Annotated in this window: 18 protein-coding genes; 8 read left to right on the plus strand and 10 right to left on the minus strand. The window is 68.3% G+C overall.

The genetic code is table 11. The annotated features are described in order from the left end of the window. Positions 1-729 precede the first annotated feature (729 nt). The 8 genes from ACZ4TR_RS18515 to ACZ4TR_RS18550 form a co-directional block, all read right to left on the minus strand. Positions 730-1,758 carry a hypothetical protein gene (locus tag ACZ4TR_RS18515; RefSeq protein WP_465288152.1) on the minus strand — a complete coding sequence of 343 codons (1,029 nt, stop codon included), beginning with the start codon at positions 1,756-1,758 and terminating at the stop codon, positions 730-732. Between the two features lie 121 nt (positions 1,759-1,879). Beyond that, complete coding sequence (locus tag ACZ4TR_RS18520; RefSeq protein WP_465288153.1) at positions 1,880-2,443, minus strand: ester cyclase; 564 nt, start codon at positions 2,441-2,443, stop codon at positions 1,880-1,882. 142 nt (positions 2,444-2,585) lie between these two features. After that, complete coding sequence (locus ACZ4TR_RS18525; protein ID WP_465288154.1) at positions 2,586-3,725, minus strand: MFS transporter; 1,140 nt, start codon at positions 3,723-3,725, stop codon at positions 2,586-2,588. Positions 3,726-3,838: 113 nt separating this feature from the next. After that, positions 3,839-4,798, minus strand: coding sequence for an NADPH:quinone reductase (locus tag ACZ4TR_RS18530; protein WP_465288155.1), 960 nt, complete (start codon positions 4,796-4,798; stop codon positions 3,839-3,841). Between the two features lie 45 nt (positions 4,799-4,843). Further along, a complete protein-coding gene (locus tag ACZ4TR_RS18535; RefSeq protein WP_465288948.1) occupies positions 4,844-5,410 on the minus strand; it encodes a DUF5134 domain-containing protein in 567 nt (188 codons plus the stop codon). A gap of 19 nt (positions 5,411-5,429) precedes the next feature. After that, on the minus strand, positions 5,430-5,876 hold the full coding sequence (locus ACZ4TR_RS18540; protein WP_465288156.1) for a GNAT family N-acetyltransferase: 447 nt from the start codon (positions 5,874-5,876) through the stop codon (positions 5,430-5,432). Positions 5,877-5,978: 102 nt separating this feature from the next. Continuing rightward, positions 5,979-6,710 carry an alpha/beta hydrolase gene (locus ACZ4TR_RS18545; RefSeq protein ID WP_465288157.1) on the minus strand — a complete coding sequence of 244 codons (732 nt, stop codon included), beginning with the start codon at positions 6,708-6,710 and terminating at the stop codon, positions 5,979-5,981. Positions 6,711-6,747: 37 nt separating this feature from the next. Continuing rightward, the gene (locus ACZ4TR_RS18550; protein ID WP_465288158.1) at positions 6,748-7,215 is read right to left on the minus strand and encodes a pyridoxamine 5'-phosphate oxidase family protein; all 468 of its coding nucleotides are present in this window, start codon (positions 7,213-7,215) and stop codon (positions 6,748-6,750) included. A 462-nt stretch (positions 7,216-7,677) separates the two neighbouring features. On the opposite strand from ACZ4TR_RS18550, the gene ACZ4TR_RS18555 reads away from it, so the two are divergent. Together ACZ4TR_RS18555 and ACZ4TR_RS18560 are read left to right on the plus strand one after the other, a co-directional pair. Continuing rightward, positions 7,678-8,139 (plus strand): carboxymuconolactone decarboxylase family protein, encoded by a 462-nt coding sequence (locus tag ACZ4TR_RS18555; protein WP_465288159.1) that lies wholly within the window; start codon positions 7,678-7,680, stop codon positions 8,137-8,139. A 41-nt stretch (positions 8,140-8,180) separates the two neighbouring features. Further along, a complete protein-coding gene (locus ACZ4TR_RS18560) occupies positions 8,181-9,545 on the plus strand; it encodes an MFS transporter (RefSeq protein ID WP_465288160.1) in 1,365 nt (454 codons plus the stop codon). A gap of 69 nt (positions 9,546-9,614) precedes the next feature. Here ACZ4TR_RS18560 and ACZ4TR_RS18565 read toward each other — a convergent pair whose 3' ends face one another. Next, complete coding sequence (locus ACZ4TR_RS18565) at positions 9,615-10,367, minus strand: IclR family transcriptional regulator (protein ID WP_465288161.1); 753 nt, start codon at positions 10,365-10,367, stop codon at positions 9,615-9,617. Positions 10,368-10,415: 48 nt separating this feature from the next. Here ACZ4TR_RS18565 and ACZ4TR_RS18570 point away from each other — a divergent pair, with 48 nt between their 5' ends. The 6 genes from ACZ4TR_RS18570 (at position 10,416) to sigJ (ending at position 15,782) form a co-directional block, all read left to right on the plus strand. Further along, positions 10,416-11,546 carry a cupin domain-containing protein gene (locus ACZ4TR_RS18570; RefSeq protein WP_465288162.1) on the plus strand — a complete coding sequence of 377 codons (1,131 nt, stop codon included), beginning with the start codon at positions 10,416-10,418 and terminating at the stop codon, positions 11,544-11,546. After that, complete coding sequence (locus ACZ4TR_RS18575) at positions 11,543-12,388, plus strand: fumarylacetoacetate hydrolase family protein (RefSeq protein WP_465288163.1); 846 nt, start codon at positions 11,543-11,545, stop codon at positions 12,386-12,388. Before ACZ4TR_RS18570 ends, ACZ4TR_RS18575 begins: the two co-directional genes overlap by 4 nt. Next, positions 12,385-13,062, plus strand: coding sequence for a maleylpyruvate isomerase family mycothiol-dependent enzyme (locus tag ACZ4TR_RS18580; RefSeq protein ID WP_465288164.1), 678 nt, complete (start codon positions 12,385-12,387; stop codon positions 13,060-13,062). The genes ACZ4TR_RS18575 and ACZ4TR_RS18580 overlap by 4 nt, the downstream gene beginning before the upstream one ends. Positions 13,063-13,072: 10 nt before the next feature. Next, positions 13,073-14,284 (plus strand): FAD-dependent monooxygenase, encoded by a 1,212-nt coding sequence (locus ACZ4TR_RS18585; protein ID WP_465288165.1) that lies wholly within the window; start codon positions 13,073-13,075, stop codon positions 14,282-14,284. Positions 14,285-14,379: 95 nt separating this feature from the next. Next, positions 14,380-14,823 carry a carboxymuconolactone decarboxylase family protein gene (locus ACZ4TR_RS18590; protein WP_465288166.1) on the plus strand — a complete coding sequence of 148 codons (444 nt, stop codon included), beginning with the start codon at positions 14,380-14,382 and terminating at the stop codon, positions 14,821-14,823. 74 nt (positions 14,824-14,897) lie between these two features. Then, on the plus strand, positions 14,898-15,782 hold the full coding sequence (gene sigJ, locus ACZ4TR_RS18595; RefSeq protein ID WP_465288167.1) for an RNA polymerase sigma factor SigJ: 885 nt from the start codon (positions 14,898-14,900) through the stop codon (positions 15,780-15,782). 59 nt (positions 15,783-15,841) lie between these two features. Here the strand turns inward: sigJ and ACZ4TR_RS18600 are convergent, their stop codons facing one another. Next, positions 15,842-17,053 (minus strand): alpha/beta fold hydrolase, encoded by a 1,212-nt coding sequence (locus tag ACZ4TR_RS18600; RefSeq protein WP_465288168.1) that lies wholly within the window; start codon positions 17,051-17,053, stop codon positions 15,842-15,844. Positions 17,054-17,155 lie beyond the last annotated feature (102 nt).

Here is a 17,155-nt window from a genome sequence, read left to right on the forward strand (position 1 = left end):
CGGCTCCGGACAAGTCGGGCGACTGATCGCCGACTACCGGGGCGCCAGCCTCGCCATCGGTCCAACGTGCATCCGCGCCAACCACACCCGGCCCAGCATCCACAATGTTCAGGTCAACGCCCTGCGATTCGCCTTCTACGGCCGCACCTCGACCACTCACCATCAAGACCATGACTCTCCCAAGATCGGTGTTTCCGGCCCGACACGCCGGGCTGAGGTCCGGCGGGATGGGCAATGTGAGTGATGACATCGGAATTGGGTATCGGCCGCGGTCGCCGGTGCCCCGGTCCTCCACGCGCGTGTTCACAAGGTCCTCCTCCCCTGCTGGCGCGGATCAGCCGTACGCCTCCGCGGCCGGCGCAGGGTCGTCAGCCATCTCGGAGGGCATGTCACCGTCGCCGTGAACCTCAGTCGTCCGCGACGCACCTCACGCTGGTCGGCCTGAGGGACCCGCCTTCCGAGGCCGCCGAACGACGCAAAGACATGCTGTATAACGTGTCCACGGCCACCACACTGGCGATTAGTTCTAGCTACGACAGGATGTTTCACCTACCCAGGGTGCTACGAAGTGATCGTCGCACTGACGGGTTGAGTCCGCGAGCGCGTGGCCGTGGGCACGAGCGGCCCACAGCCATGCCAACCGATGGGTCGACGGGCGAGATATGCGGCTTCGCCTGTGGTTTCAGCCGCGACCGTGTCACCGATGTCTTGCGCGGCGGTCATATGCGCTCAGTCGAGCAACGCCCGCATACTTTTCACCGCCCGCTCGGCACCGCCCGGGGAACGCCGGCCGAGCCCGCACGCCGTTGCGATGTCCACGCGGCGTCCCAGTGACTCCTCCACCAGCGACCGCACCACTCGCTGGTCACCGAGCGGCTGCTTCTCGTGCGCGATCCCGGCTACTACAGCCACGTCAGGCGGTACACGCAGGCCGCGCAAGGGCCGGTAGTACGCCGGGTCGGTGACAGGCGGCTGGTCGCCGCCCGCGAGGGGCAGGTGGACGAATTCCAAGGGCCGGTCCGCAGGCCAGGCTCCTACCAGGGCGTTCGCCAGCCTGACCTGCGGATCCGCGGTGGACGGGATCTTCAAGGCGCGGTGCCCGAGGTCACCCAAGCACAGGTGCAGGCCAAAGCGCGTACCCCGCGGTGCCCGCGTGGCCTGCCGAGTCACCAGCCGGGCCATGAGCGCGGCGGTCAGCGACCGCAGCGGTCTTGGCGTCGAGGCGACGGCGATCAGCGCGGCCGGGACCTCCAGCTGGAACACGACGGTGTCGCCGGCCACAGCGTGGAGATCCGCGACCTGGCGGGCGGTCGCGTCGAGGAAGGTCCGGCCGTGGCGCAAGACCCCCGCAGGACCGAAGACGAACAGGGCGATGTCGAGATAACCCGGCACCCCGACCTGGAGCGGCAGGTCAGCGGTGGCCGGGCTGCCCTCGGCTTCGAGGGCAGCCAGCTCCTCACGCGCATACTCGCTCAGCCGCATCGGAATGTCCGCGGCGGTCAGCCGGGCTCCCCGCGCGACAGCGAGCCGGTCGGTGTCGTCGTAGCCGGCCCAGTTCCCGTCCCGGACGATCCTGACCTGTGGCAACAACTTCAGCGCCTTGACCAGCGGCACAAACCAGTCACGCCGCGGCCCCGTCTCGCCCCCGGACAACCGCCGGAGCCGGCCGCTGAGTTCGTATCGCTGCCACCTCAGCGCAGAGGGAGCATCGTCGAACTGCGGCAAAGTGCCGACGAAGTGAAGACGACGGTTGTTCATCGCAGCCCGCTCCTGGTGTTCGGGATGGGGCCAGCGGGTTTCACCCAACCATGATCATGTTCGCGTTGCACTCTAGTCCCTTGTAGACATACTCGCATGGACCCTGACCGTCTCGCCGTCCTCAGGCGACGAAGACGGCTTGCCGTGACGCCTTCTCCGCGAGCATTGAGACCTCATTGGCAGCCCGAGACGCCTTGCCGCTCAGCTTCCAGAGCAGCATCTTCGGCAGGAACGCTGGCGACGGCGGGAAGACGCCGAGCTGCCCCAACATCGTGATGTCATCCCGGAGTGCCTCGTGCCGCACCACCTGCCCGGATCGCAGGTCCAGGATGTGCACCTGCTCGAAGTCGATCTCCTGTCCGGTCGGCGGCACCACCTGGTCGACCGAACCCGCCTCGTTGAACTTGACGAACGGGCGCACGTGCTTGCCTTGCATCCGCAACCGGACCCAGACCTGGTTCGGCGCCTCGGCAACACCCAAGACCGGGAACCGCAGCCCCTCGAAGGCGTAACGCATCCACGCACCGGAGGCGAGAGTCCCCGCAGGGCCGGGCAGACGGCAGGCGTTCGGCGAGTTGACCGCTTCGCGGTTGACGTTGTCCGGGGCGACGATGCGCCGGGCCAGTTCGGCGTCCCCCGTCGCGAGGACGTCGAAGAGCCCAGTAGCCAGCTCGCGTGGTTTCAAGATGGTCCTTTTCGGTATGTCGTTCTGCGTGACTGAACTTGAGGCCACGCTTGATGATCACAACTTAACCGTCGGTCGCGTCGAGTTCATGGTCCATTTCCGCAATAGCAGGCTGGACCGATCTCCGTCGCGAACGCCCCCATCAGCGGTCCAGAGTGCCGGAGACGATCGCCAGCGACAGCCCGAAGACGGCCAGCAGCGCGCCGACCCAGTTCGGGGCGACCAGGCCGAGGCCGCCGGCGATCACCAGGCCGCCGAGGTAGGCGCCGATCGAGTTGGCGATGTTGAACGCGGACTGGACGCCGGCCGACACCAGCGACGGCGCGCCGCCCGCCTTCTCCATGATCCGCGCCTGCATCATCGGCCCCATCATGAACCCGATGACACCCACGAAGAAGATCGTGATCGCCGCGCCGACCTTGCCCTGCGCGGTGATCGTGAAGATCCCGAGCACGCAGGCCAGCGCCAGCAACGCGGCGTACAGGCCCGGCATCAGCGCGCGGTCCGCAACCCAGCCGCCGAACAGGTTGCCGATCGTCATACCCACCCCGGCCAGCGACAGCAGCAAGGTGACGTTCGACGGCGAGTAGCCGGCGACGTCGGTCAGCATCGGCGTGATGTACGACAAGCAGGCGAACACCCCGCCGAACCCGAACATGACGATCGCCAGCGCCAGGAGCACCTGTGGGCGTCTGAAGGCGCCAAGCTCGGTGCGCAGCCGCACGAGAGCCGGCCGGCCTTGGTGGGGCACCAGCTTCGCGATGGCCGCGGCGGCGACCAGGCCGATCACGGCGACGACGCCGAAGGTGGCGCGCCAGCCGACCTGCTGGCCCAGCAGCGTGCCCAGCGGCACGCCGATGACGTTGGCCAGGGTCAGGCCGAGGAACATCATCGACACGGCCTTGGCGCGCTGGCCGGGGCCGACGAGGCTGGAGGCGACCACGGCACCGGCGCCGAAGAACGCGCCGTGGGGCAGCCCGGCCAGGAACCGGAACGCGACGCCGAACTCCTGGTTGGGGGAGAGCGCGAACAGGGCGTTGCCCAGCGTGAACAGGCCCATCATGGCCAGCAGCATGGTCTTGCGCGGCAGCCGGACGGCGACCGCGGTGAGCAGCGGGGCGCCGACGACGACGCCGAGGGCGTAGGCGGAGATGAGGTAGCCGGCGGTCGGGATGTCGACGCCGAAGTCGGCGGCCGCCTGGGGCAGCACGCCCATCATGACGAACTCGGTGGTCCCGATGCCGAAAGCTCCGATGGCGAGCGCGAGCAGCGCGACGGGCACGGCACTCCCCTTCGAGACGGGTAAAGGATTACTCGACGATTTGCAGTTCGGCCTCTGGATCTTCAAGAGAGCTGGCAGTCGGGCCGATCCCTCCGGTCCGACTGCCCGACACCTCACTCGGTCAAAAGCACCACTCGCCCGCGCACCTCGCCCTGCTCCAGGCGGCGGTGCGTATCTGCCGCCTCCGACAGACCGCGACGTTCGATTCGGTGCGGCCGCAGACCACCCTCCGCGAACCGGCGGTTCAGGGTCACGGCAGCGGCGGCGAGCTCGGACGCCTTGGCATTCGAGATGGCGAACCCGACCACTGACCGATCGTGCATGTACAGGTCCCCGGCAGGCAGTACCGGACGGCTGCGGGCGCCCGCGAGCATGACGATCCGCCCACGGGGTGCCAGCAGCCCGACCGCTGTCTCCAGGTCGTTCCGGCCCGAGGTATCCGTGAAGAGGTCCACTGGCCCGACGGACGCGAGCTTGGCGAAAAGGTCCTCGTCGCGGTAGTCGAACACCTCAGTCGCGCCCAATGCGAGGCAGCGCTCGCGATCGCGAGGGGAAGCGGTCGCGATGACCCGGGCTCCCCCTGCCACCGCGAGCTCGATCAGCGCTGAACCGACGTTTCCGCCGCCGCCGGCCACGAGCACGGACTCACCGGCCACGAGCCTGCCGTGGGTGACCAGCGCCAGGTACGCCGTCGCCGCCGGGTGCACCATCGCGACGACGTCGAACGGATCGGCACCCTCCGGCTTGCGGTAGAGGCGGTCAGCCGGCACCACGGCACGCTCGGCTGCCGCGCCTTGCCGGCCGCCGTGGCCGAGGCTGTTGCTCCAGACCCACTCACCGGCCTTGAACCCGGCGGCGTCGGCGGCCACGCGACCGACGATGTCACGGCCGAGGGCCAGTGGCAGCGGCACGGGTGTCACGTACAACCCGGACCGGACGAACGTGTCCACCGGATTCGCCGAGGTGGCCACGACGTCGACCAGGACTTCTTCCGGGCCTGCTACCGGCTCGGGCAGTTCGCCGAACCGGATCTCGTCTACGCTTCCGAGCCGCTCGACATAAGCCGCACGCACGTTTCCTCCTTGAGGGCGCCGAGCGCCCGTCGGTTCAGTATCGGCTCAGGCCATGAACACGAGCATCAGCGCCATACCGAGCGCCATCAACCCGTCCGCACCGCTGCCGAGAGTTCGCTGCACCGGGCCGGGCCCCCGCGCAGCGTCGATCGCGCGGGCCAGGAACGTCAAACCCGTCGCAACGAACAGGACCACCAGCAGGAGCGCCACCGCGGTGATGTCGGCCGGGACCGAGTCGTGGGGCATCGACATTCCGGACATGGTCGTCATGCCGCCCATCGCGCGCGGCATGACGAACACCATCCAGGCCATCGCCGCCATCATGGCCACATGGTGGAGTGCCACCCCGCGTCCACCGTGGTCGCCATGCGACAGGTCGGTGACTGCCACGGCCAAAAACCACAGGGCAGCGAGTCCGAAGAGGACAGCCTGCGGTACCCGGACGGCACTCATCGTCGCCGGCCACGCCATCGCCACCATCGCCACGGACATCACCACGTGCAGAAGGTTGCTCGTACGTTCCGGGAGGCCGGTCCGCTTCACCCCGCGGTACCCGCAGAAAGCGCCGGTGAGCACGAACAACGTCGTGACAACCCAGCGCAGACCCACCATCGTGATCACGTGCGCACCTTCACCCGAGCGTCTCGGCGAAGTGAAACGCCGTGATGTCCAGCCGGTTGCGGAGGTAAAAGCGGTGCGCGGCGGTGTTGGAGACGCCGGAGTCGAGCTCGAGGCGTGCGCATTCGGCGCGACGGCCCACTGCTTCCAATTCCGCCAGCACGGCGGCACCGATCCCCCGTGATCGCGCAGTCTCGTCGGTGACGAGGTCGTCGACGAACAGGACCCGGCCCCGACTGGTGACCAGCACCCGGTACCCGGCCGCCGCCAACGGGAGTCCGGCCGGTGAGTAGGCGACCAGGTAACGCAGCCCCTGGCGGTAGCCGTCGGTCAGCAACTCTCCGAACAGCTCCTCGGTCAACCCGGGCCGGAGCCGCTGCAGGAGCGGCCACAGGTCCGCCGTCAGCTGCGGATCGTCGACCGGGCCGAGTTCCCGGATGACCAGTTCGGCCCTGCTCATGGCCACAACGTCCTTCCTCCTGCCCACCCGTCGTCGGGATGGGATGTCGCTGCGTCCGCGGGGCGCGTCTCGACGCGGACGCAGCGACAAGTCACTTTTGGGTCAGTCCCGGCCCGCGAACTCCAGCTTGCTCGCGAGGAGGGACGGATTGGTGAACATCACCTCGTGCGACCCTTCGAGCGTCACGAGGCGGAACACTCCCAGCCGGCGCGCGTTGGCCAGATAACCGTGCTTGGGGTCGCCCGGTGGCAGGGCCGAGTCTTCGTTGCACAGAACGTAGCTGCGAGGAATGCCCGTCAAGCTGTAGAACACCGTGAGGTCGAGCTTCTCGACCGTCGGGGTCAATGGTTCCGGGGTGAGCATCTCGTAGGTCTCCCGGGCTCGCGCCAGGTCGGCGTCGCCGACGAACGCGTCCCGCCACACCTCGAACGGCAGCATGACCGTGTTGTCACCGGACTGTTCGGCCAGGATCGGGAACAGCTCCTGGTATGCGGGTGGCGCCATGTCCAGCACGCTCGATCCGTTCTCCGGGACGAACGCGTTCAAGAAGACCAGGCGGCGCACCCGCTCCGGCATGCGTTCGGCGACCCGGGCGATCACGCTCCCGCCCCAGCTGTGGCCCACCAGCACGAAGTCGGTGAGGTTCTGGCTCTCGACGTAATCGGTTACCGACGCCACGCAGTCGTCGTGGTTCACGTCGCGGGAAACGCCGGTTCCGTGGCCGGCGACGGTCGGGTAGTGCACCTCGTGCCCGAGTTTCTCCAGATGCTCGGCGACATCCGCCCAGTGCGACCCGTCGTGCCACGAGCCGTGCACGAGAACGAACAAAGACATTCCAGCTCCTTCAGCGGGCCGGGCTACTGCACCCGGTTCAGGATGTTGCTTCGACGAGGCCGTACTTGCCGAGCCACGCCTTGCGGACGTCCGGCTCCGACATGTGGTCGACCGTGTACGCGGGCGACAGGAGCTCGGCCACCTCGCTGACGGTGATCTTCACCGCGTGGTTGCACGGCTGGCTGTCGCCGTGCGTCGCCCACAGCCACTCGCGGACGAACTCGAAGTCCGGCTCGCCCGGCGAAAGGATCTCGGCCGTCCCCCGGGCGCGGATGCCCTTGCGAGCGATGAAGTCCACGATGTTGACCTCGATCGCGGGCTGGTGCCGGAGGTTCTCCACGGTCTGCGGCGAGGCGATGTCCATGAAGATCAGGTGGTCGGGGTCCAGCACCCGCACCGAACCCTTGGGCGAGACGTTGGGAGTCCCGTCGGGACGGACAGTGGCGACGAACATCAGTTTCGCGTTCTCGATGACTTCGGTCGCTTCTTGACTGATCTTGGGCACGGTACACACCTCTTTAACGTTTCGCTCCGGACCTGCAAGACAGTAACCAGGTTCTTGCCCAGCGGAACTCGGAATTCTTCTGAGCAGAACTTGACTGCTATCGACAAGATCTGCGGGCGGCTCCGAGCCGGTCGGTGCCTCGGCCCACGCTAGCCAGCAGCCGGCGCAGTCACCTGGTCCACTTCGGAGCGCTTCCACTGGACCGATTCACCCGGCCGACGGTGTTCTGCACACAAGAATTGCCCGTCCCGCTGCGCGGACGCATGGTTAGTGTCTGTGGTCAACGCCACTGCCACGTGCGGCGAAGACCGCCAGGCCGCGCCGCCGGCAAGAAAATGACCCATACCCAGCAGAACGCGAACGAACTGAACCAGGATCCCCGAGGTCCAGGATCGCGCGGGTCGCGCCATCGGCCGCCGGCCGAGCAAGTATCCACCTCCCCCGACTGAATCGAGGATTCCCGTGACCGAGCGCATCAACTACTCCGCCGTCGCGCCGGAGGCCTACAAGTCGATGCTGACCATGCAGAAGTACCTGGCCACGTCGTCGATCGACTACAACCTCCACGAGCTCATCAAGATCCGCGTGGCGCAGATCAACGGCTGCGCCTACTGCGTCGACGTACACACGCGCGACGCCCGGAAACACGGGGAGGAGGAGAGCCGGATCTACGCGCTCTCGGTGTGGCGCGAGTCGCCGGCCTTCACCGAGCAGGAACGCGCCGCGCTCGAACTCGCCGAGACCATGACGCTCATCGCGGGCCAGGGTGTCCCCATCGAGACGTGGGAGCTCGCCAACAAGTTCTTCGACGAGAAGCAGGTCGCCGACCTGATCCTCGCCATCATCACCATCAACGCGTTCACCCGCCTGGCCATCACGACCGGCATGGTCCCCGGCCAGTCCAAGCCGGTCCTCTCGAAGTAGCCGCGCGCGAGCCGGACTCTGACTCCAACGAAGGAATCGCCATGTCTATCTCCGCCGCAGGACGCACGACCAGCCCCGAGACGATCAGCACATCGAAAGAGCGGCGAACATCGCGCGCGGCTTTCTACGGCCTCCTCGTCGACTACTGGGAGATCATGCTCCCGGTAATCGCCCTGGGACCGGCGATGGGGTACTTCATCCCGGCCACGCTCTCACCCCAGACGAAGTCGACGCTCACTTTCCTGACGTTCGCCGCCGCGTTCCTGGGCCGCCCGCTCGGCAGCGTGATCTTCGGCCACCTCGCCGACACGCTGGGCCGGCGACGGACGACGGTCGTGTGCTCGGTCGGCATGGGGTTCGCGGTCCTGCTCGTAGCCGTCCTCCCGGGCTACGACGCCGTCGGCCTCTGGGGCCTCGCCGGTGTCCTGGTCCTGCGACTCCTGGGCGGGGTCTTCATGGGCGGCCAGTACACGGGTGCGAACCCACTGGCCATGGAATCGGCGGCGAAGTCCCGCCGCGGCATCGTCGGCGGGTTCATCGCATCCGCCTGGCCGGTCGCCTACGTCGCGGTGTCACTCTTGACAGCGCTGCTCGTCGCCATCTTCCCGAGCGGGTCCTCTACATCGCCTTACGCCACCTGGGGCTGGCGGATTCCGTTCGTGGTCGGCGCGGTGATGGCGTTCGTCCTGTTCGCCTACGCCAGGAAGACCGCCGAGTCGGCGGCCTGGGTCGCCAATAAGGCCAAGGAGGAGCAGCAGCCGGCACGTTCGCGGTCACCCCTGAGGGAACTCTTCCGCGGTGACAATCTGCGCAGTCTCGGGCAGGTCTACCTGCTCATGACCGGCATCTGGTTCGCCATCCAGATGCTCACCGTCGCCCCGTCCGGTCTCCTGATCTCCTACCTGCGCATCCCGAGCCAGACGGTCATCTGGGGGATCCTCGTGGCGAACGTTTTCCTGTTCCCCACCTACCTGCTGCTAGGAGCGCTGGGACAGCGGTTCGGACGTCGGAAGACCCTGATCGTCTTCGGCGTTCTCACGGGAACGGTGTCCGTCGGCTCGGTGATCGGGATGCTCCGGACGATCAGCGACGGCGGGCCGTTCTGGCTGGCGATGGTCTTCTTCACCGTCGCCCTGTGCATCAGCGTCTCACCGAACGCCGTGCTGATCCCCTACATCTGCGAGCGGTTCCACGTCGGCGTGCGCGCGTCGGGGTACGGCATCGGCTTCACGCTCGCGGTGATCATCCCGGGCCTGTACTCCTTCATCCTCATCGGACTCGGGAAGTTCATGCGCTACGAGTACGGCGTCGTGGTCCTGCTCGCCGTGGGCGCCGTGTGCACGGTGGCCGGCGCGATGCTCGGCCCGGAGACCAAGGACGTCGACCTGGGTACCGCGGAAGAGTAAAGCGTGATTCGCCGGCTCGGGCCGTCGACCGCCCGGTTCAACCGGGACGGTCGGCGGCCCGAACGCGCACTACGCGTTGTTCGCGTCTTCGAGGTCCCGGGCGATGTTCTCGGCCGTCGCGGTGAGGTGGCCGACCCACTCGGGCAGGCGATCCCGCCGGAAGCGGGCGGTGGGCATGGCGAGGGAGATGCCTGCCGGCACCGCACCCACCGACCCCGTGATGCCGCAGCCGATCGCCGTCAGCCCGACCTCGGTCCGCTGGTCGTTCAACGCGAAGCCCTGGCGGCGCACCCGGCGAAGGTCCCGCACCAGCGACTCGACGTCGTCGACTTCCGACTCGGCGTGCCCGTAGAGGTTCCTGATCGCCTCCGCGTCGAGCATCGCGAGCACGGCTCGCCCTCCGGAAGCCAGGTGTGCGGGCAGCATGCGTCCCTCACGATCACCGACGCGCAGAACCTGATCGCACTCGGCGGTGGCCACGAACCGGGCCTGGTCACCCAGGACGACGATCAGGTTGCTGCTCTCCCGGGTTCGCTCGGTGAGGTTTTCCAGGTGCGGCAACGCGATCCGGCGAAGGTCCGCAACGGGCTCGGCGACCGTCGGCTTGCGCAGGACAGGCCCGGCGACGTAACGCCGGTCCTCGTCCTGCTCGGCGAAGTCCCGGTAGACCAGCATCGCCAGGAGCCGGTGCGCGGTCGAGCGCGCGACTCCGAGCCGCTCGGCGGCTTCGCTCAGACGCAGGGGGCCTTCCTGCTGCAGGATCGTCGCCAAGTGGAGCGCATGGTCGACGGACTCGATCCCATAGGCCGGCTTGTTCTTCACAACAGAACTATAGCTCCCGCACAACAGAACTTGTCTAGCGTCGCAACCATGACAGCAACGGCAGAACACCACCCGGTCTCCCCGGTGAGGCTGCGCGCGACCGCCGGCCCCGGTCAGCCGGAACCCACCCCCGAACTGGAGGACCTCTACCGCGGCTTCGAGCAGGAGCTGCTGGTCCCGCTCTGGTCGGAGATCGGCGACCTGATGCCCACCAGCCCGACCCCGCAGGCACGCGGACACTTGTGGCGATGGGCGAACCTGCTCCGCCTCGCCGAGCGCTCCGGCGACCTGGTGCCGGTGGGCCGCGGTGGTGAACGCCGCGCGATCGCGCTGGCCAACCCGGGACTCGGCGGCGCGCCGTTCGCGACCCCCACCTTGTGGGCGGCGATCCAGTACCTCAAGCCGAAGGAAGACGCCCCCGTCCACCGCCACACGCAGAACGCCTTCCGGTTCGTGCTGGAGGGCGAAGGCGTGTGGACCGTCGTCGACGGCGACCCGGTCGCGATGCGGCGCGGAGACTTCCTGCTCACGCCCGGCTGGCACTTCCACGGCCACCACAACCAGGCCGACTTCCCCATGGCGTGGCTCGACGGGCTGGACATCCCGTTCGCGTACCAGACCGGATCGACTTTCTTCGAAGACGGGCCGGAGCAGGTCAGCGACCATTCGACGCCGGACCGGTCCCGCGCCGAGCGCCTGTGGGCCCACCCCGGATTGCGGCCGGTGTCACAGCCAGGGCCGCAGACCAGCTCCCCCATCGCGGCCTACCGCTGGGAACACACCGACGCCGCGCTGACCGAACAGCTCGAGCTGGAGACCGAAGGACACCCCGGCATCGTCGAGCCCGGGCACGCGGCCGTCCGGTTCACCAACCCGACGACAGGCGGCGACGTCATGCCGACCATCCGCGCCGAGATGCACCGGCTGCGGGCCGGCACGACCACCGCACGCCGGCGCGAGGTCGGCTCCGCCGTCTGGCAGGTGTTCGACGGCGCCGGCACCGTCCAGGTCGGCGACCGCAGCTGGCAGATCGGACGCGGCGACCTGGTCGCGGTGCCATCGTGGCAGCAGCTGACGATCGGCGCCGAGACCGGCCTGGACCTGTTCCGGTTCGCCGATACACCGATCTTCGAACGCCTCAACGCAGACCGTGTCCAGGTGGAAGGGGCTCCGTCGTGAAGCTCGCGACCGTACGTACTCCGGCGGGCACCCGAGCTGTCCGGATCGAGGCTGGCACCGCGACCGAGATCGGTTTCTCCGACGTCGGCGCTCTGCTGGCCGAACCTGGCTGGCGCGAAGTGGCGGCGGCAGCCGACGGCCCGAAGCATGATTTCGCCTCGGCCGATCTCGCCCCGGTGCTCCCGCGGCCCGGCAAGATCTTCTGCGTCGGGCTGAACTACCGGACCCACATCCTCGAGATGGGGCGTGAGCTGCCGGAATACCCGACCCTGTTCGCAAAGTTCCCCGAAGCTCTCGTCGGCCCGGCCGACCCCATCTGCCTCGACGACGCTTCGACGGCGGTCGACTGGGAAGCCGAACTCGCCGTCGTCGTCGGTGCGCCTGTGCGGCGTGCCACCACCGAGGACGCCGAGGCCGCGATCGCCGGGTTCGCCGTGCTCAACGACGTCACGATGCGGGACTGGCAGTACCGGTCCGTGGAGTGGCTCCAGGGCAAGACCTTCGAAGGCTCGACGCCCTTCGGGCCGTTCCTGGTCACCCCGGACGAGCTGCCCGGCGGCACCCGCCCGGAACTCGAGCTGGCGTGCTCCGTCGATGGCGAGACCGTGCAGTCGGCGAACACCGCCGATCTCGTGTTCGACCCGGTGGCCCTCATCGCCTACATCTCGACGATCCTCACTCTGCAGCCGGGAGACGTGATCGCCACCGGGACGCCCGGCGGTGTCGGGCACGCCCGCGACCCGCGGCGGTACCTCACCGACGGCGCCGAGCTCGTGACCGAAATCGAAGGGCTGGGCCGTCAGCGCAACACGGCCAGGCTCACTGCCGTGGTGCCGACATGACCGTCGCACCGGACGCCCGCGCGTGGGTTCGCACGGGTACCGATCTCCTGCTCGCCGGTCTGGTGCGGCTGAGGGAAGCCGATCTCCACCTGCCGTCCGCGCTGCCCGGCTGGACCCGCCGCCAGCTGCTTGCCCACGTAGCATCGAACGCCGAGGCGCTCGGCCGGCTGCTCACCTGGGCAAGCACCGGAGTCGAGACTCCGATGTACGCCTCGCCGGCCGAGCGAAACGCGGCCATCCAGTCCGGTGCGACCCGTGCCGACCTGCGGCACTGGGTCGCCACTTCGGCCGTCGAGCTGGCAGACTCGGCGGCCGCGATGTCCGCGGAGGCGTGGTCCGCCGAAGTCGTAACCGCACAAGGCCGCGTCGTCCCGGCCGAGGAAACCTGGTGGATGCGGGCGCGCGAGGTGTGCGTCCACGCCGTCGACCTCGACGCCGGCACGACGTTCGCCGACCTGCCCGGCGGGTTCCTCGCCGCCCTGATCGACGACATCGCCGCTTGGCGTTCGTCGCGACCAGGGCCCTCGGTCCTGCTCACCACCCCGGACACCCACCACGAAATCACCGGCGACGGCACGCCGGTGAAGGTCGACCTCCCGCTCGCGACGGCCGCCGCCTGGCTCTCCGGACGTCACCGCGAGACCGGCCTTCCCACCCTTCCGAGCTGGCTGTGAGGAGACGACAATGACCCACTCGATCGTGCAAGCGGACACCGAACCGGACGTTGACGCCGTCGTGGTCGGCGGCGGAATCGGCGGACTCGGCACGGCCCTGGCCCTGACCCGATCCGGCTATTCCGTGCGCGTGCTGGAGCAGGCGTCGAAGTTCGGAGAAGTCGGTGCAGGTCTTCAGATGGCTCCGAACGCCACTCGCATCCTGCGCGACTGGGACCTGCTCGACGAAGTGACCGACCTCGGTGTCGTCCCGCGGCGGCTCGTCATGCGCGACGCGCTCGACGGCGAGGAGCTCACCCACCTCGACCTCGCCGAAGCCGGCCGGCGCTACGGCGCTCCGTACGTCGTCATCCACCGAAGCGACCTGCACGCCACTCTGGTGCGGGCGTGCCGTGCCGCGGGCGTCGACCTCGTCACCGATGCCTGCGTCTTGGACGTCCAGAACGATGCAGACGGCGCAACCGCGATCGGCGAGCACCGTCGTGACGCCGGCCGGGTGGTGGTCGCGGCCGACGGACTCAAATCGCGGCTGCGCGGCCGGCTCAGCGCGGACGAACCGATCAGTTCGGCCTACGTCGCTTACCGCGGCGCTGTCCCGCTCGAGGACGTGCCCGACACCAGCGGTATCGCTCTCGAAGACGTCACCGTCTACATCGGACCGGGCTGTCACCTGGTGCAGTACCCGTTGCGCCGCGGCAAGATGCTCAACCAGGTCGCGGTCTTCCAGTCGCCGAAGGCCCTCGCTGGCGACGAAGACTGGGGTACGCCTGACGAGCTGGACGCCGCCTTCGCCGCCACCTGCGCCCCCGTGCGCGCCGGCCTGCCGCACCTCTGGCGGGACCGGTGGTGGCGCATGTACGACCGCGAACCGATCACGTCGTGGGTCGACGGCCGCATGGTCCTCACCGGCGATGCCGCTCACCCGATGCTGCAGTACCTCGCGCAAGGCGCCTGTCAGGCCCTCGAGGATGCCGCCGGGCTCGCCGAGCAAGCGGAGAAGCACAGCAAAGACGACCAGGGAAGCACGGACTGGGACTCGGCACTGCGCGACTATGCCGGGGTTAGGGCCGCCCGCACCGCACGCGTCCAGGGCACGGCCCGGCAGTGGGGCGACCTCTGGCACTGCGACGGCTTGTTCCGCTCCACCCGCAACGCCCTGCTGCGCGACCGCGCCGGCGACGACTACCGATACATCGACTGGCTCTACGGACGCGACACCTGAGTGATCCAGGCCACTTCCGGCCAGGACTTGTCACGCCGGAACCCGGCTGCCCCGTCGTCCATCTGCCGCCCTGGCACCACGAAAGGAGAACCACAGTGCCGGAACGCTTGCTGATGGCGAAGGTCGCGCCGGAGGCGTACAAGAAGGTGTTCGAACTGCACGCCTACGCCCAGAACACCGTGGATTCCACCCTGCTCGAACTGATCAAGCTCCGGGCTTCCATGCTCAACGGCTGTTCCTTCTGCGTCGACTTGCACAGCAAGGACGCGCTGAAAGCCGGGGAGTCCTCACAGCGCCTGTTCGCGGTATCGGTCTGGCCGGAGTCGCCGTTCTTCACCCCCGAGGAACGCGCTGCCCTGGCTCTTACCGACGCTGTCACCAAAATCGGTGAGGCAGGAGTTCCGGATGACGTGTGGGACGCGGCTCGTGAGTTCTGGTCGGACAAGGAGGTCGCCGACATCGTGATGGCCATCATCATGATCAACGCCTTCAACCGGATCGCCATCAGCACCCACCAGTTCCCGACCCTGGACGCGTGAACACCACCACCGCACAACTCCGGGCGGCCCGCGGCGAGCGGGCCGCCCGGAGTGTTGTTTCCTACACTGGCACCGTGAAAACCGACACGGAGAGCGCCAGTTCGGTCTTCGAGGAGCACCGGCCGGTACTCCTCGGTGTCGCCTACCGGATTCTCGGCAGCCTCGCCGACGCCGAGGACGTCGTCCAAGAGACCTGGCTGCGGTGGTCAGGCACCGACCGGTCGGTCGTCGAAGCCCCACGCCAGTTCCTGATCAAGGTCGTGTCGCGGCTGGCGATCGATCGCCTGCGTCTCGCGCACCGGTGGCGAGAGACCTACGTCGGCACCTGGTTGCCCGAACCCGTGAACACCGAGGCGGGGCAACCACTCGGCCCGGCCGAGAGCGCCGCGCAACGCGACACCCTTTCCCTGGCCACCCTCCGGCTCATGCACCGGCTCTCCGCGCCTGAACGGGCCGTCTTCGTGCTCCGCGAGGCTTTTGAGCTGCCGTACGAAGAGATCGGCCGGATCCTCGGTCTCGACGAAGCCCATGCACGACAGCTCCACCGGCGTGGCTCCGCGCACCTGACCTCGGGTCGCGACCGGTTCGGCGACGACCCTGACGTGCGCCGCGAACTCGTCGACCGGTTCGTCGCCGCCGCCCGCACCGGCGACCGCAGTGGCCTGCAGGGGCTTCTTGCCCAAGACGTGACGTTGTGGGGCGACGGTGGCGGCAAGGTCCGTGCGGCTCTGCGACCGGTGTCCGGAGCGGATCGGGTCGGGCGGTTCGTCGTCGGGACGATCGACAAGTACTCCGACGTCGAGTTCCGGACGGCCGAGGTCAACGGACAGACCGCCCTGCTGGTCAGGCTCGCGTCGCACTGGCAGGTCTGCTCCTTCGAAGTCCGAGACGGGCTCATCACCGGCATCCAGTGGATGTCCAATCCGGACAAGCTCAGCCGGATCGACCCGATCGAGTGAACCTCTAATGTTTGAAGGGCACCCCGCGACCGCCGCGGGGTGCCCTTCATCGATCTCGGCTACTTGCGCAAGTGGGTGCCGAGCCAGGCGATGACGTCGTCAGCCGCACCTCCCTGACCACGCGACTCGAGCACCCCGTAGTGGTCCTTGCCCGGGTACAGCTTGAACTCGGCCGGGGTGCCGGCCGACCTGGCGTTGCGAACCGCCTGATCGGTGACGGCCTTCTTGATCGACGGGTCGGTCGTCCCCTGCAGCAGCAGCATCGGACCCGGCGTCTTGCCCCGCGGCACCGACTGCTCGTCCAGCCAGTCCTGCAGCTTCAGCGCGGCGATGTCGTTCTGCGGCACGAACTGCCAGTCGGTCAGCTTGTCCCCGAAGTTCTGGGAGAACTCGTTCCAGATGTCGGTCGTGCACTCCTCGGCCACCTTCGGCAGCATGGCCAGAGCCTGCTTGCCGAGCAGCTGGTCGAACTGCAGTTCCGGGTGGACGGTCTTCAAGCCGTCCAGGGCCAGCAGGTAGAAACCTCGGTCCACCGGCCCGGGGTTTCCCCACATGTAAGCCGCCGCGACGTTCGTCACCGGAGCCAGGCCCACCGTGCCGCGGAAGTCGAGGCCCCGGCCGTAGGTCTGCGCCATCTCGCCGGCGGCGATGGCCGCCTGGCCACCTTGCGAATGCCCCACGTCGAAGTACGTCCGCGACAGCGTCGGCTCCGCTTCGATCGACGCACGCACGGCGTCGATCACACCACGGCCTTCGCTGTTCGCCACGATGTAGGGGTGTTCCCCCGGCGTTCCCAGGCCTTCGTAGTCCGTCGCCGCAACGGCGTAACCGGCCTTCAGCAGCTGCGCGATGAAACTGCCGTAGCCGTAGAGGTCGACCTTTCCGTTCTGGTTCGGCGCACTCGAGGGCGCGCAGCTGTCACTGATGCCGCTCGACCCGTGTGCCCACGACACGACCGGCCAGCCACCCCTCGGAGCCCTGCCCTTCGGGGTGAAGAACGCCCCGCTGACCACGATGTCGCGGCCGGCCAGCGAACGTGAGCGGTAGGTGATCCGGTCGGCCCGTGCGGACGCCGATGCCAGCACCGGGTCGAGGTTGGCGATCGGCTTGTCCGACAGCAGCTTTCCGGCGCCGTCGGGGCCAGTCGGCACCTGGCTGACCGCCGCGGTGGCGATCGCCGGCTCGGTTCCATAGTGGACGACGATGGGAGCGGCCACGGCGGCGATGGCAACCGCCGCGACAGCTCCACGCCGGACCTTGGTCTTTCGCATGGTGTTCCTCCTTTGTCGCTGTGAAGACGGGACAACACCGGGCCGGCGTGACACCCTTTCCCGTGAGGGCGGCCACACCCGCGAAGGTGTCCTCAGCCTCCG

It is taken from the genome of Amycolatopsis sp. NPDC028719 (genome assembly GCF_055565395.1).